Here is a 14,365-nt window from a genome sequence, read left to right on the forward strand (position 1 = left end):
CCCGGCTCACGCCGGGAGGTCCACCAGCCCGCCGAGCCGTGCGCGGTGCCTGCCCGCCGTGCCCAGCGCCACGTCGTCGCTCTTGGCGCGCTTGAGGTACAGGTGGATCGGGTGTTCCCAGGTCATGCCGATCCCGGCGTGCAGCTGGAGCGCTTCCTCCGCGGCGTGCAGCGCGATCGGGGAGCAACGCGCCGCCGCGACGGCCACCGCCACGTCGGAGTCCTCGTGGCCGTTCGCGAGCGTGTCCGCCGCGTACCTCGCCGCCGCCCTCGCGCTGACGAGTTCGAGGTACAGCGTGGCCAGCCGGTGCTTGAGCGCCTGGAACGAGCCGACCGGCCTGCCGAACTGGTAGCGCTCCTTGACGTAGGCGACCGTCTCGGTGAGGCACCAGTCGGTGATCCCGACCTGCTCCGAGGCGAGCACACCCGCGCCGACGGTCAGCGCGCGCTGGAGCGCGGCCGGTGCGGTGTCCGCGTCTGCGACCCGTGCGGCCGGTGCGCCCTCGAAGACCACGTCCGAGATCCGGCGGGTGAGGTCGAGCGAGACCAGCTCGGTCACCGCGGCCGCCGAAGCGTCCACTGTGTACAGTCCGGGCCCGTCGGGGCCGACGGCGGGCACCACGAACACCTCGGCGACCGAGGCGTCGGCGACCGCGCCGACGCGGCCGGACAGCGCGCCGTCCGCGCCCACCGTCACCGCCGAGGGGAAGTCCGCACCGGGCGCGGTGGTCAGCGGCACCGCGAGCGCGCCGATCACGGCTCCGCTCGCGAGCCGTCCGAGCACTTCGGACGCGGCAGGACCGGCGGCGAGCAGCGCCGAGGTGGCCAGCACCGTGCTGCCGAGGAAGGGCACCGGCGCCACGCTGCGGCCCAGTTCCTCCGCCACCAGCGCGGTTTCCCGCACCGACCCGCCGTGCCCGCCGAGGTCCTCGGGCACCATGAGCCCCGCCGTGCCCAGCTCCGCGGCGAGCGTGTGCCACAGCTTCAGGTCGTACGGCTCGGCGGACTCGGTCCTGGCGATCAGCGCGGACGGCTCGGCCCGGTCGGTCAGCAGATCCCGCACGCTGGCACGGAGATCCTCTTCGACGTCCGAATAGAGCAGGTCCGGAGAATCAGCGCGCTCGGTCACTTCGGCAGGTCCTTCCAGGCGACGTCCTTGTCAACGCGCGGCTCGGACGGCAGCCCCAGCACCCGCTCGGCGACGATGTTCCGCAGCACTTCGGAGGTGCCGCCCTCGATCGAGTTCCCCTTGGCGCGCAGGTACCGGTAGCCGGGACCGCGCGCGGCGAAGTCGATGTGCACCGGCCTGCGCATGGTCCAGTCGTCGTAGACGAGCCCCTGCTCCGCGTGCAGCTCGACCTCCAGCCCGGACAGCGCCTGATTCAGCTCGGCGAAGGCCAGTTTCATCACCGAGCCCTCCGGACCGGGCTGACCGGCCGTGAGCTGCTGGCGGAGGCGGCTGCTCGCCAGCCCCAGCGTTTCGGCCTCCACCCACAGCTTCAGCAGCCGGTCGTGCAACTCGGGTGTCCGCCGCTCGGGATGCTCCCGCCAGGCCTCCGCGACCGGGCCGAGCAGCCCGCCCTCGCGCGGCATCGGTGTCCCGCCGATCGCGACGCGCTCGTTCATCAGCGTGGTCTGCGCGACCTTCCAGCCTTCGCCGACCGCGCCGAGCCGCTGCGAGTCCGGGATGCGGACCTCGCTGAGGAAGACCTCGTTGAACTCCGCCTCGCCGGTGATCTGCCGCAGCGGCCTGACCTCGACGCCTGGCGCGGACATGTCGCACACGAAGTAGGTCATGCCCTGGTGCTTCGGCACGTCGGGATCGGTGCGGGTGACCAGGATCGCGAACCTGGCCAGGTGCGCGCCCGATGTCCAGACCTTCTGGCCGGTGACCACCCAGTCTCCCCCGCCGGCTACGCCCCCATTGGCGGGGGTGCCCCCATTACCGTCGCGAACCGCCTTGGTGCCGAGCGCGGCGAGATCGGAGCCCGCGCCCGGTTCGCTGAACAGCTGGCACCACACCTCCTCGCCGGTCCACAGTGGACGGAGATAGCGACGGTGGTGCTCGGGCGTGCCGAAGCGCAGGATCGTCGGCGCAGCCATGCCGAGCCCGATCACGATCTGGCGCGGCGAGTTGTCCGGCGCACCGGCCTCGGCGAGTTCGGCGTCCACAACGGACTGGAGCGAGCGCGGCGCGTCGAGGCCGCCGAGCCCGGCCGGGAAGTGCACCCAGGCGAGGCCCGCGTCGAACCGGGCGCGCAGGAAGTCCAGCCGTGCCACGGTTTTCGGGTCGTTTTCGGCGAGCAGCGCGCGGACCCGCGCGCGGAGGTCGTCGGCGGTCGGTGCGCTCATCGCGCGGCCTCCGTCCGGTACTTCTTCAGCTCGCGGTGCGCCAGCGAGCGCTTGTGCACCTCGTCCGGCCCGTCCGCGAGGCGCAGCATGCGTGCGGCCATCCAGAGCTGCGCGAGCGGGAAGTCCTGGCTGACCCCGCCCGCGCCGTGCGCCTGGATCGCCTTGTCGAGGATCCATTCGACGGCAGACGGCGTGGAGATCTTGATCGCCTGGATCTCGGTGTGCGCGCCCCGGTTCCCGACGGTGTCCATCAGCCACGCCGTCTTGAGCACCAGCAGGCGCTGCAACTCGATGCGCACGCGCGCCTCGGCGATCCAGTCCTGCACGACCCCCTGCTCCGCGATCGGCTTGCCGAACGTGGAGCGCGAAAGCGTGCGCGTGCACATCAGCTCCAGCGCGCGCTCGGCCATCCCGATCAGGCGCATGCAGTGGTGGATGCGCCCGGCGCCGAGCCTGGCCTGCGCGATGGCGAACCCGCTGCCCTCTTCTGCGATCAGGTTTTCCGCTGGCACGCGGACGTTTTCGAACAGCACCTCGGCGTGGCCGCCGTGGTCGCCGTCGGTGAAGCCGAAGACCTTCATGCCACGCTTCACGGTCAGGCCCGGGGTATCGCGGGGGACCAGGATCATGCTCTGCTGCTGGTGCGCCGCCGCCTGCTCGTCGGTCTTGCCCATCACGATGAAGATCCGGCAGTCCGGGCTCATCGCACCGGAGATGTACCACTTGCGCCCGTCGATGACGTACTCGTCGCCGTCGCGGCGGATGCTCGTGGAGATGTTGCGCGCGTCCGAGGACGCGACCTCGGGCTCGGTCATCGCGAACGCGGATCGGATCTCACCGTCGAGCAGCGGCCGCAGCCACTGCTCGCGCTGCTGCTCGCTGCCGAACATGGCGAGCACTTCCATGTTCCCGGTGTCCGGCGCGGCGCAGTTCAGCGCCGTCGGCGCGAGACTGGGGCTGCGGCCGGTGATCTCGGCCAGCGGCGCGTACTGGAGGTTCGTCAGCCCGGCGCCGTGTTCACCAGGGAGGAAGAAGTTCCACAGGCCGCGCTTGCGGGCTTCGGCTTTCAGTTCCTCGACGATCGGCACGGAGGACCAGGGATTTTCGCGGCCCTCCAACTGCTCCTCGAACACCGGCTCGGCGGGGTAGACGTGGGAGTCCATGAACTCGAGGAGCTTCTCGCGCAGCTCCTCGGTCTTGGCGTCGTAGGCGAAGTCCATCAGCGGTCCTCTTTCAAGATCTCGTTGCCGTGCCGGATGAGCGGGATGACTCCGTCGCCCGCGCGTTCGAAGCCCTCGCCGACGGTTTGCCCCTTGGTGAACCGGAAGTAGATGCCCTCGAGGATGACCGCGAGCTTGAAGAACGCGAAGCCCACGTACCAGTTGAGCGCGGACACGTCGCGGCCCGATCGCCCGGCGTACCTGGCGACCACCTCGTCCGGGCTCGGGTAGCCGGGTGCTGTCGTGGCGTTCGAGACGAAGTCGAGGTTCAGCGCGCTCCGTTCGGCGTAGGCGACCATCAGCGCGAGGTCGGTGAGCGGGTCGCCGAGGGTGGACATCTCCCAGTCCAGCACCGCGGTGATCCGGTCCGTGCCGTCCGCTCCGTCGACGAGCACGTTGTCGAGCCGGTAGTCGCCGTGGATGATCGACGGCCTGCCCGAGGCGGGGATGGCGGCCGCGAGCCGGTCGTGCAGTGCGTCGGCGCCGGGCAGGTCGCGGTTGCGGGAACCGTCGAGCTGCTTCTTCCACCGCCGAAGCTGGCGTTCGAGAAACCCTTCCGGGCGGCCGAAATCGCCGAGCCCGACCGAGTCCGGCTCGACCTCGTGCAGCGCGACGAGGGTGTCCACGAGCGAGTGCGCGATGGCGCGCGTGCGCTCGGCCCCGAGCGGGACGAGTTCGTCCGCGGTGCGGTACGGGGTGCCCTCGACGAACTCCATCACGTAGAACGGCGCGCCGAGCACGTCGGGATCTTCGCACAGGAGAAGGGTTTCCGGCACCGGCATCGCGGTGGGGCCGAGCCCGGTGATCACCCGGTGCTCGCGCTTCATGTCGTGCGCGGTGGGGAGCACATGGCCGAGCGGCGGGCGCCGCACTACCCATCGGTTCGCGCCGTCGCTCACCACGTAGGTGAGGTTCGACCGGCCGCCCTGGACCACTTCGCCGGTCAGCTCGCCGCCGACGAGGCCGGGCAGGCGTTCGTCGAGGCAGGCGCGCAGGGTGCCGAGCGCGAGGCCGGGCGGGTCGTTGCTGGTCAAGATCGAGCCTCCTGTTCCGTCGCCATCACGATACCGACTGGTCGGTATGTCGTACAGGCCCCACGCCGCGCCGCGGCGCGGGGCCCGACCGGCATCAGCCGATCAGGCGAACCACGAATTCCGCGACGCAGGCCGGTTTCTCCTCGCCCTCGATCTCGATCGTCCACTTCACCACGGCCTGCTTCCCGCCGGTCACGTCGGTGACCTCGACGAGTTCGGCGCCCGCGCGCACCTTCGACCCCACCTTCACCGGCTGGGGGAACCGGACCTTGTTCAGGCCGTAGTTCACGCCCATGGTGAGGTTGTCGACCCGGTAGACCTCGGCGCCGAACATCGGCAGCAGCGACAGCGTCAGGTACCCGTGCGCGATGGTGGTGCCGAACGGCCCCTTCGCCGCGCGCTCGGTGTCGAGGTGGATCCACTGGTGGTCGTCGGTCGCGTCCGCGAACAGCCGCACGCGCTCCTGCGTGATCGTGTGCCAGTCGCTGAAGCCGAGGTGTTCGCCGACCGCGCCGGCGAACTCGTCCAGTCCGGAAAAGACCCGCATGGTCCCGCTCCCCTCAGTCCTTCGGCCCGCCAGCCACGTACACGACCTGGCCGGAGATGAACCCGGCCCCCTCGCTGACCAGGAACGAGGCGAGGTTGGCGATGTCCTCCGGCTCGCCGACCCTGCGCACCGGGATCTGCTCGGCCGCCGCCTTCTTGAAGTCCTCGAAGGACATCCCGACCCGTTCGGCGGTCGCCGCGGTCATGTCGGTCGCGATGAAACCGGGCGCGATCGCGTTCGCGGTGACCCCGAACTTGCCGAGCTCGATCGCGAGCGTCTTCGTGAAGCCCTGCATGCCCGCCTTGGCCGCGGAGTAGTTGACCTGCCCGCGGTTGCCGAGCGCGGAGGTGCTCGACAGGTTGACGATCCGGCCCCACTTCTGCTCGGTCTGGTACTTCTGCACCGCGCGGGTCATCAGGAACGAGCCGCGCAGGTGCACGCCGAGCACCGAGTCCCACTCCTGCTCGCTCATCTTGAAGATGAGGTTGTCGCGCGTGATGCCCGCGTTGTTGATCAGCACGGTCGGCGGGCCGAGCTCGTCGGCGACCTTCGACACCGCGGCGTCGACGTCGTCGGCGTTGCTCACGTCGAGCTTGACGCCGATCGCGCGCCCGCCGTCGGCGACGATCGCTTCGGCGCCCGTCCGCACCCCGTCCTCGTCGAGGTCGAGCAGGCCGACCGCGAATCCGTCGGCGGCGAGCCTGCGCGCGACCGCCGCGCCGATCCCCCTTCCGGCTCCGGTGACGATCGCGACGCGCGAATGGGTTTCGGTCACAGCGGTCTCTCCCTCTTCGTTGAGATAAGCGCTTGCTTAGCACAGGTGCCTAAAAGGTACCCCCAGTGCCCCAGCTTGGTCTGTGACCTGCGTCATGTCGAGCCGAGGCGGCGCGGCGCGTCGTGCTCGGTCGAGTGGCGCGCCGTGGCGATATCCCGCGGCGGCCGCGAAATGGGGTTCGGCGAGTGAACTTGATCGAATTGACCAGCAATTCCCGCCTGGCTGACCACCGTCGGATTCCGGCGAGGCGCGTGCTACCGCACCGGTGTTCTCTGCCGGGGCAGCGCGTCCGCGGCGGCGCCGCTCTTGGCGCGTCGGCCGAGTGGATTTCTTTGCCGCGCAACGGGTTCTGCGTGGCGGTGGGCGGGAAGGCAGCCCAGCAGTAGCGCCACGGCGACCGCGCCGAGGAGCACGTGGCCGGCTGCGATACACAGCCCGCACAGTGCGATCCACAGCGCTATCTTCATAAAAGGAGTGTAGGTCCGGACCGATTGGACGGCGCGAAATTTAGGAAAGGCTTAGGATTTCGATTCGGTATTCACCGGCGCATAGTGATCGTTTTCCGGTTCGAGCCGTGGCACCGGCTGGGTCAACAGCGGCACCGCGAGCGTCGCGACGGCGAGCAGCCCGTTGAGGGCCATGCACCGTTCGACGAGCCCGAGCGGGATGACCACCCACCACGGAGGACCGCCGGCGGCCATGATCCCGACGGCGGTGAGGATGACGCCGAACCAGCCGAGCGAGGTGATCGCCAGCGCGATCGAGATCCGGCGCCACGTCTTGGCGTTCTCGAAGACGATCTTCGCGGCGAACAGCACGGCGAGGGGGAGTGCCACGAAACCGACGATGCTCGCGACGCGGTGCACGTCCCCGCCCGCGCTCGGGCCGATCGCCCAGTTGTGCTTCGGGAACGCGACGACCACCAGCAGGCTCACCACCCAGAGCCCGCCGAGCGCGGTCGCCACCGAGCGCACCGGGAGCAGCCGCTGGCGGATCAGCCCGGCGAACGCGGCGGCCGAGCCGAACGCCACCAGCACCACCGCGAGGTCGAAGACCCACTTGTTCGAGGTGAGCCCGTATTCGCTGATCGTCCTGCGGATCGGGCTGATGTCGTCGGTCGGTGGCACGAACTGCAGCAGCAGCACGAGCCCGGCGCCCGCGACCAGACCGGAGAGCCCGAGTGACGGGAACGCCAGCGCCATCGGGCCGCGGCGGTTCGCCGGGGAGGTGGTCATGACGTCCCATGTTACGAGCGGAACCTGAGAATCCACTGTGGACTGGCTGGCAGAATGGCGGCGTGGACGCGATCGTCGGGTACTGGCGGCACTGGGACGAAAACGGGCAGTACCAGGAACTGCTGGTCTCCCCAGGGGGCACGGGCTGGGTCGAGTACGGCCGAGATGGCGAGTACTACGAAGTGATCGAGCTGACCTGGACGGCGCAGTCGCCGGGCAGGATCGAGTTCCGGTACGGCGACGGGCGGGAGGTGGACGCGAGCGGCGTCGTCCACACGAGGGCCGACATGGACCCGTCGTCGCACACCTACGAGGTGCGCGACGACGGCGTGCTCGTCGTCGACGGCCCGGTGCTCGGCGCGCGCGAGTTCGCCCCGGCCACCCGCCGCGTCTGACGCCTCAGCCTGTCCGGCCCCGCCGGTCGAACACCACATCGCGCGCGGTGCGCAGCGCGGTCGCGATCGCGCCGGTGAGCGCGGCCTCCTCGCCGAGTTCGCCGGGCACGATCTTCGGGCGCATCGGCGTCACCCTGCCCATCGCGCGTTCGAGCGGCACGGCCAGCAGATCGTGGTTCTTGCCGATACCGCCCGCGATCACGACCAGCTCGGGGTCGATCACCGCGGCGACCGAGGACACCACGAACGCCAGCCGGTTGGCTTCCTCCTCGACGACTTCGAGCGCGGTCCCGTCGCCGCGGCGGGCCGCTTCGAAGACGTCCTTCGCGGTCCGGATCTTGGTCAACCCCGCGCGCGTCGCGTGCTCGACGACCGAATGCGCGGCCGCCGCCGATTCCAGCATTCCCTGGCGCTGCTTGGCGTAGTCGATGTCCGGCATGCCGCCACCGGACGGCCAGCCGAACGGCAGGTACCCGATCTCGCCCGCGGCGCCGTGCGCGCCGCGGTAGAGCCTGCCGTCGAGGATGATGCCCATGCCGATCCCGGTGCCGACGGTGACGCACACCGAGGCGTCGACCCCGCGCGCGGCGCCGGACTCGTGCTCGCCGACGGCGGAGAGGTTCGCGTCGTTCTCGACGGTCATCTCGGTGCCGAGCACCGACTCGAGCTCCTTCAGCAGTCCCTTGCGCTCCCAGCCGGGCAGGTTCGGCGCCTGCTGCAGGGTCGCGGAGCCCGCGTCGGGCACGCCGGGGGTGCTGACGACGGTGGACACCACGTCGCCGATCCGGATTCCCGCCTGGTCGAACGCCTTCTCCGCGCTCTCGTGCACGATGCGCATCAACGCGCTCGCGGACCGGGCCCGGTTGCGCTCGTCGAGCCTGGCGACCACGGCACCGGACAGGTCCGCGACGGCGACCCTGATCAGGCCGCGGCCGATGTCGATCCCGAGCACGTGGCCCGCGGACGGGTCGACCTCGTAGACCACGGCCGACCGGCCGGGGCCGGCGAGCGTCCGGCCCGCGGTGCGGACCAGCCCGTGCTGTTCGAGGTCGAGCAGCGCCTGCCCGACGGTCGGCTTGGACAGCCCGGTGTCGGTGGCGATCCGGGGCCTGGTGGCCGGGCCCGCCGTGCGCAGCCGTTCGAGCACGGCGCGCTGGTTCAGCCCCCGCATGTTCGCCGGAGTACCGACCTGCGGGGATTTGTCCGCGCTCATCGGTGTTGTCCCTCGGTTCGGGAAAACCCCGATGAGGCCCAAGCGCACCACGTCGACTGGAGCGCTTCCTCCCCGCGGCCCTGAACGGTCATCGCGCCTCTTTCCTGGATACGAGTTGCCACCAGTTTACGGGTGAACCCTTCCGTCGGCGGGCAACCCATGTTAAGAAACTTTATTAACTATTGACGGAGGTGCGCTGTGAGTTCACCCACCCGATCGGGTGGTGCCGGGGCTGGAGGCCCCGGCACCCGGCCCGCTGGTCTCCAGCGGCAGATCGGCCCATTGCAGGCGACGGCCATCAACATGACACAGATGTGCGGGATCGGCCCGTTCATCACCATGCCCGGCATGGTCGCCGCGATGGGCGGGCCGCAGGCCATGTTCGGCTGGATCGTCGGCGCGATCGTGGTGATCGCCGACGGGCTCATCTGGGCCGAGCTCGGCGCGGCCATGCCCGGCGCCGGTGGCACCTACATCTACCTGCGCGAGGCCTTCCAGTACCGCACCGGCCGCCTGATGCCGTTCCTGTTCGTGTGGAGCGCGGTGCTGTTCATCCCGCTCATCATGTCCTCGGGCATCATCGGGCTGGTCCAGTACCTCGGCTACCTGGTGCCCGGTGTCGTCGGCGCCGACGGCGCGACGACCGTGCTCGGTAAGGTCATCGGGATCGGCATCGTCGCCGTCATCATGCTGTTGCTGCTGCGCAAGATCGGGCAGATCACGAAGTTCACCATGGTGCTCTTCGGCGTCATGCTGTTCGCGATGCTCGCCACCATCGTGGCGGCGTTCTCGCATTTCGACGCCGCGCAGGCGTTCGCGTTCACCCCGGGGGCGTTCAGCCTCTCCGGCGGCGCCTTCTGGATGGGCCTCGGCGCCGGTCTCGTGATCGCCGTCTACGACTACCTCGGCTACAACACCATCGCCTACCTCGGCGCCGAGGTGCGCGATCCCGGCAGGACCCTGCCGAGGGCGATCATCTTCTCGATCGTCGGAATCATGTCGCTGTACTTCCTGTTCCAGGTCGGCGTGCTCGGCGCGCTGCCGCTCGACCAGGTCCAGAGCGCCAGCTCGCTCGGCTCGATGGTGCTCGAACAGGCATGGGGCACCGGTGTGTCGAAGGTGATCACGGTCTTCATCGTGATCGCCGCGATCGGCTCGGTCTTCGCCGGTCTGCTCGGCGGCTCTCGCGTTCCCTTCGAAGCCGCGCGCGACAAGGTGTTCCTGCCGGTCTTCGGCAAGCTCCACCCGAAGCTGAACCTGCCGACCGCCGGTGTGCTCACGATGGGCGTGCTGACCATGGCGGGTTCGCTGTTCTCGCTGACCGACGTGATCAGCGCGGCGGTGAGCACGCTCGTGCTCATCCAGTCGCTCGCCCAGGTGGCCGCGATCGTCGTGCTGCGCCGTCGCCAGCCGCACCTCAAGCGCCCGTACCGCCAATGGCTGTACCCGCTGCCGACGGTCATCGCGCTCGTCGGATTCGTCTACCTGTACTACTCGTCGACCGAACTGTCCCTGTGGCTGTCGATCGGCTGGGTCGTGTTCGGCATCGCGGCGTTCCTCGTGTGGGCCAAGGCGGAACGCACGTGGCCCTTCGGGCCGAAGGAAATACGCGAGGCCTATTCGGAAGACAAGACGGAGGAGACCACCGCATGAGGAAGTCTGTCGCACGCGCGCTGACCTTCACCGCGGCCGCGTTGCTCGTACCTGGCCTGGTCACGGTGTCCGCCGCGGCGGAAAACGAGCAGGCGCGCCCGGCGTCGGCCGAACCGGTCACCCTCGGCACCGGCGGCTGGCAGGTGCAGAGCACCGCGCTCGCGAAGCAGCCGGGGGAGCAGGTGTCCAGCCCCGATTTCGCGACTAAAGGCTGGCTGCCGGTCAAACCGGACGACGCGGGCGCACCGGGCACCGAGATCAACGCCTTGGTGCAGAACGGCGAGTGCCCCGACGTCTACACCGGCGAGAACATGCGCAAGTGCTTCGGGTACATGCCGGCGCTGGGCCCGGTGACGGTGCCGAGGTTCGCGGTGCCGTGGTGGTTCCGCACCGACTTCACCCCGCAGATCAAGGCGGGCCAGACCGCGAAGCTGACCATCCCCGGTGTCGTCGGCGAAGGCGACGTGTGGGTCAACGGCAAGCTCGTGGCGGGCAAGGACATCGTCAGCGGGGCCTACGCCACCCACACCTTCGACGTGTCGAAGCTGGTGCGCCCCGGCAAGAACTCGCTCGCGATCAAGATGTACCCGAACAACCCGAAGAAGATGTTCACCCTCGACCAGGTCGACTGGGGCCAGATCCCGCCGGACAACAACACCGGTATCCAGTTCCCGGTGACCCTGCAGGTCTCCGACGCGCTGACCGGGTCGAACGCGCACGTGACCCAGGCGAACGCGGCCGATCTGAGCAGTTCCGCGCTGACCGTGAAGACCGACGTCACGAACAACGCGGGGTCCGCGCAGACCGCCGACGTCAGCGCCACGGTGACCCCACCGGCGGGCGGGGGAGCGCCGATCGAGGTCAAGCAGTCGGTGTCGATTCCCCCGCACACCACCAAAACCGTGGAGTTCAGCCCGGCGAAGTTCGGCGCGCTGAAGATCAGCGAGCCGAAGCTCTGGTGGCCCTACTCGATGGGCGACCAGCCGCTGTACGGCCTGAAGACCGCGATCGCGCAGAACGGCACGGTGTCCACCACGGCGAGCCAGACCTTCGGGATCCGCAGCGTCAGCACGCGGCTGGCCGGGAAGTCGCCGCAGGCGCCGGAGGGCTCGCGGATCTTCGGCATCAACGGCAAGGAGTTCGTGTTCCGCGGCGGCGGGTACGCCCCGGACCTGTTCCTGCGCTACTCGAAGGCCGAGGTCGCGCACCACGCGGCGCTGATCAAGAACATGGGACTCAACGGCATCCGGCTCGAGGGCCACGACATGCCGCAGGACTTCTACGACCAGATGGACCGCGCCGGCATCCTGGTGATCGGCGGGTTCCTGTGCTGCGACGCGTGGCAGCCGGAGAAGGACACGAAGCTGACCGAACGCGATTATCGGATCATGCACGATTCGGCGGTCGGCATCGGCAGGATGGAGCGCAACCACCCGAGCGTGTTCACCTACGGCTGGAGCGACAACGAGCCGATCCCGCGTCAGGAGAGCGAAACGCTCAAAGCGTTCAAGGAAACCGATTTCGACGTCCCGCTGACCGCGTCCGCGGAGTACAAGAGCACGCCGACGCTCGGCCAGGCCGGCGAGAAGGAAGGCCCGTACGACTGGGTCCCGCCGACATATTGGTACGACACCACGCATTTCGACCCGAAGGACCCGAGCCGCACGAACGTCGGCGGTTCGTGGGGTTTCGCGAGCGAGCAGAGCGCGGGTCACACGGTGCCGACGATGGACTCCGTCAAGCGGTTCCTTTCCCCGGCGGAGCAGGAAAAGCTCTGGAAGGACCCGGAGTACAACCAGTACCACGCGAACTTCGAGGCGGGCCACGGCGGCTACAAGTTCGGCACGCTGTACACCTTCGACGACGCGATGGCGAAGCGGTATGGCAAGTGGTCCGATCTCGACTCCTACGTCAAGCAGGCGCAGGTGGCGAACTACGAGAACACGCGCTCGCAGTTCGAGTCGTTCATCAACCACTCGACGGACAAGAAGAACCCGGCGACCGGCATCGTCTACTGGCAGCTGAACAAGGGCTGGCCGACCCTGCTGTGGTCGCTGTTCAACAACGACGGTGACCAGCCCGGCGCGTACTTCGGCGCCAAGAAGGCGAACAAGCCGCTGCACGCGCTCTACGCCTACGACGACGACACGGTGACCGTGGCGAACCTCGGCGGCGGTGCGCAGCAAGGGCTTTCGGTGCAGGCGAAGGTCTACGACCTCGACGGCAAGGTGCTCGACGACCAGCAGGCCGACGGGGTTTCACTGGCGGGCCAGCAGGTCCGGAACGCGGTGCTGAAGCCGAAGGTGCCGTCCGCGACGAAACCGCCCGCGAAGGCGAGCGTGTACTTCGTCGAGCTGCTGGTGAAGCAGAACGGGCAGGTCGTCGACCGCAACACCTACTGGCAGTCGACCCAGAAGGACGTCGTCGACTGGCCGAAGAGCTACCAGAACCCGCAGGCGACCATGTCGCAGTACGCGAACCTGCAGGCGTTGCAGAACCTGCCGAAGTCCTCGGTCGGCGTGCAGGCGGCCACCAGGGGCGAGCAGGGGCCGAACGGCGCCGACACCGCCACCGCGGTGACGGTGACCAACACGTCGTCGAAACCGGTCGCGTTCTTCCTGCGCGCGGATGTGCGCCGTGGCACCGCGGACGGCAAGGAGCAGCCGGGTGACAACCAGGTCGTCACCGCGACCTGGGACGAGAACGACATCGTGCTGTGGCCGGGCGAGTCGCAGGTGCTCACCGCGCACTACGACTCGAAGCAGCTGCGCGGGGCGCGGCCGGTGGTGTCGGTGGCCGGGTGGAACACCGACCGGGTCGTGGTGAGCGCACCGGCTTCGTCCTACCAGGCACCGGTGTCGCAGTACGCCGCCTATCGCATGCCACTGCCCGACGGGACGAAGGAGTGACGGAACTGGACGTGATACTGGGGATCGACTTCGGTGGCACGAAGGTCGCGATCGGGTTGTCCGACCGCGACGGGACGCTGCTCGCGCAGCGGCGCATCGACACCGACGCGGAGGCCGGCGCCCAGCAGGTCATCGACAGGGCGCTGGCCGCCGCGGCGGAGCTGCTCGCCGACAACGGGCACGGCGGCCCGTCGGCGATCGGTGTGGTGAGTCCCGGGATCGTGCTGCCGGACGAGATCCTGCTCGCCCCGAACGTGCCGGGCTGGCAGCAGCTCCGGCTCCGGGACCTGGTGCGCGCCCGCTTCGGCGACCTGCCGGTCGCGGTCGGCACCGACGTCAAGGCGGCGGGCCTCGCCGAGGCGAGGTGGGGAGCCTTGCGGGGCGTCGACCCCGCGGTGTTCCTCTACCTCGGCACCGGTCTCGCCGCCGCGATCGTGCTCGGCGGCAAGGTGCTCGCCGGTGCGAACGGGGCGGCCGGCGAGATCGGCTACAACCTGCGCGGGGTGTCGGACACCGACGGGTTCGCCAGCGGTTCCGCACCGTTGGAGGAGGCGGTCGGCGGCCGGGGCCTCGGCAGGCGGGTCAGCGCGCTGACCGGCAGGCCGACGAGCGCGGCGGAGCTTTTCGAGCTGGCGAAACAGGATCCGGCGGCGAAGGAACTGCTCACCGACGCGCTCGACGAGCTGTCGGTGCACGTGGCGAACCTGGCGATCGCGATCGACCCGGTGCGGATCGCGGTCGGCGGCGGCCTCGTCCGGTCGGCCGAGGTGGTGCTGCCGCCGTTGCGGTACCGGCTTTCCCAGGCGGTGCCGTTCCCGCCCGCGCTGGTCCCGGCCGAGTTCGACCAGGATGGCGCGCTCCGCGGCGCGATCGCGCTGGCGCTGGACGCCTGAGGCGGAACGTGACGGCCGGGCCCGCGTCGTGCGGGCCCGGCCGTTTTCGCACGGTCGCCGCGCGGTTTCATTCGGTCGCCGGACGATCCCACTCGATGAGGTGTTGCCGTACCGAGGCCGGAGGGACCAGGCTGGGGCCC

At 69.6% G+C, this 14,365-nt stretch carries 12 protein-coding genes; 4 read left to right on the plus strand and 8 right to left on the minus strand.

Translation table 11 applies throughout. The annotated features are described in order from the left end of the window. Positions 1 to 6: 6 nt before the first annotated feature. From HUW46_RS40400 to HUW46_RS40430, 7 genes are all read right to left on the minus strand, one after another. On the minus strand, positions 7 to 1,128 hold the full coding sequence (locus HUW46_RS40400; RefSeq protein ID WP_215543926.1) for an acyl-CoA dehydrogenase family protein: 1,122 nt from the start codon (positions 1,126 to 1,128) through the stop codon (positions 7 to 9). After that, positions 1,125 to 2,351 (minus strand): acyl-CoA dehydrogenase family protein, encoded by a 1,227-nt coding sequence (locus HUW46_RS40405; RefSeq protein ID WP_215543927.1) that lies wholly within the window; start codon positions 2,349 to 2,351, stop codon positions 1,125 to 1,127. Before HUW46_RS40405 ends, HUW46_RS40400 begins: the two co-directional genes overlap by 4 nt. Continuing rightward, positions 2,348 to 3,571 carry an acyl-CoA dehydrogenase family protein gene (locus HUW46_RS40410; RefSeq protein ID WP_215543928.1) on the minus strand — a complete coding sequence of 408 codons (1,224 nt, stop codon included), beginning with the start codon at positions 3,569 to 3,571 and terminating at the stop codon, positions 2,348 to 2,350. Before HUW46_RS40410 ends, HUW46_RS40405 begins: the two co-directional genes overlap by 4 nt. Further along, positions 3,571 to 4,605, minus strand: a complete 1,035-nt coding sequence (locus HUW46_RS40415; RefSeq protein ID WP_215543929.1) for a phosphotransferase family protein — start codon at positions 4,603 to 4,605, stop codon at positions 3,571 to 3,573. The genes HUW46_RS40410 and HUW46_RS40415 overlap by 1 nt, the downstream gene beginning before the upstream one ends. A 94-nt stretch (positions 4,606 to 4,699) precedes the next feature. Further along, positions 4,700 to 5,152 (minus strand): MaoC family dehydratase, encoded by a 453-nt coding sequence (locus HUW46_RS40420; protein ID WP_215543930.1) that lies wholly within the window; start codon positions 5,150 to 5,152, stop codon positions 4,700 to 4,702. A 13-nt stretch (positions 5,153 to 5,165) separates the two neighbouring features. Beyond that, positions 5,166 to 5,927, minus strand: a complete 762-nt coding sequence (fabG, locus tag HUW46_RS40425; RefSeq protein WP_215543931.1) for a 3-oxoacyl-ACP reductase FabG — start codon at positions 5,925 to 5,927, stop codon at positions 5,166 to 5,168. Positions 5,928 to 6,445: 518 nt separating this feature from the next. Then, complete coding sequence (locus tag HUW46_RS40430; RefSeq protein ID WP_215543932.1) at positions 6,446 to 7,162, minus strand: DUF998 domain-containing protein; 717 nt, start codon at positions 7,160 to 7,162, stop codon at positions 6,446 to 6,448. Between the two features lie 62 nt (positions 7,163 to 7,224). Here HUW46_RS40430 and HUW46_RS40435 point away from each other — a divergent pair, with 62 nt between their 5' ends. Beyond that, positions 7,225 to 7,557: a hypothetical protein gene (locus HUW46_RS40435; RefSeq protein WP_215543933.1), complete on the plus strand. Its 333-nt coding sequence runs from the start codon at positions 7,225 to 7,227 to the stop codon at positions 7,555 to 7,557. Positions 7,558 to 7,561: 4 nt separating this feature from the next. Here the strand turns inward: HUW46_RS40435 and HUW46_RS40440 are convergent, their stop codons facing one another. Then, positions 7,562 to 8,770 carry an ROK family transcriptional regulator gene (locus tag HUW46_RS40440; protein WP_215543934.1) on the minus strand — a complete coding sequence of 403 codons (1,209 nt, stop codon included), beginning with the start codon at positions 8,768 to 8,770 and terminating at the stop codon, positions 7,562 to 7,564. A gap of 198 nt (positions 8,771 to 8,968) precedes the next feature. Between HUW46_RS40440 and HUW46_RS40445 the strand changes: the two genes are divergently transcribed. Genes HUW46_RS40445 through HUW46_RS40455 form a run of 3 tightly spaced genes read left to right on the plus strand, consistent with a single transcriptional unit; the run spans position 8,969 to position 14,225 of the window. After that, positions 8,969 to 10,423, plus strand: coding sequence for an APC family permease (locus tag HUW46_RS40445; protein ID WP_215543935.1), 1,455 nt, complete (start codon positions 8,969 to 8,971; stop codon positions 10,421 to 10,423). Then, positions 10,420 to 13,332 carry a glycosyl hydrolase 2 galactose-binding domain-containing protein gene (locus tag HUW46_RS40450; protein WP_215543936.1) on the plus strand — a complete coding sequence of 971 codons (2,913 nt, stop codon included), beginning with the start codon at positions 10,420 to 10,422 and terminating at the stop codon, positions 13,330 to 13,332. The genes HUW46_RS40445 and HUW46_RS40450 overlap by 4 nt, the downstream gene beginning before the upstream one ends. Continuing rightward, positions 13,329 to 14,225, plus strand: coding sequence for an ROK family protein (locus HUW46_RS40455; protein ID WP_215543937.1), 897 nt, complete (start codon positions 13,329 to 13,331; stop codon positions 14,223 to 14,225). The genes HUW46_RS40450 and HUW46_RS40455 overlap by 4 nt, the downstream gene beginning before the upstream one ends. Positions 14,226 to 14,365 lie beyond the last annotated feature (140 nt).

This window comes from Amycolatopsis sp. CA-230715 (assembly GCF_018736145.1).
Classification (GTDB): domain Bacteria; phylum Actinomycetota; class Actinomycetes; order Mycobacteriales; family Pseudonocardiaceae; genus Amycolatopsis.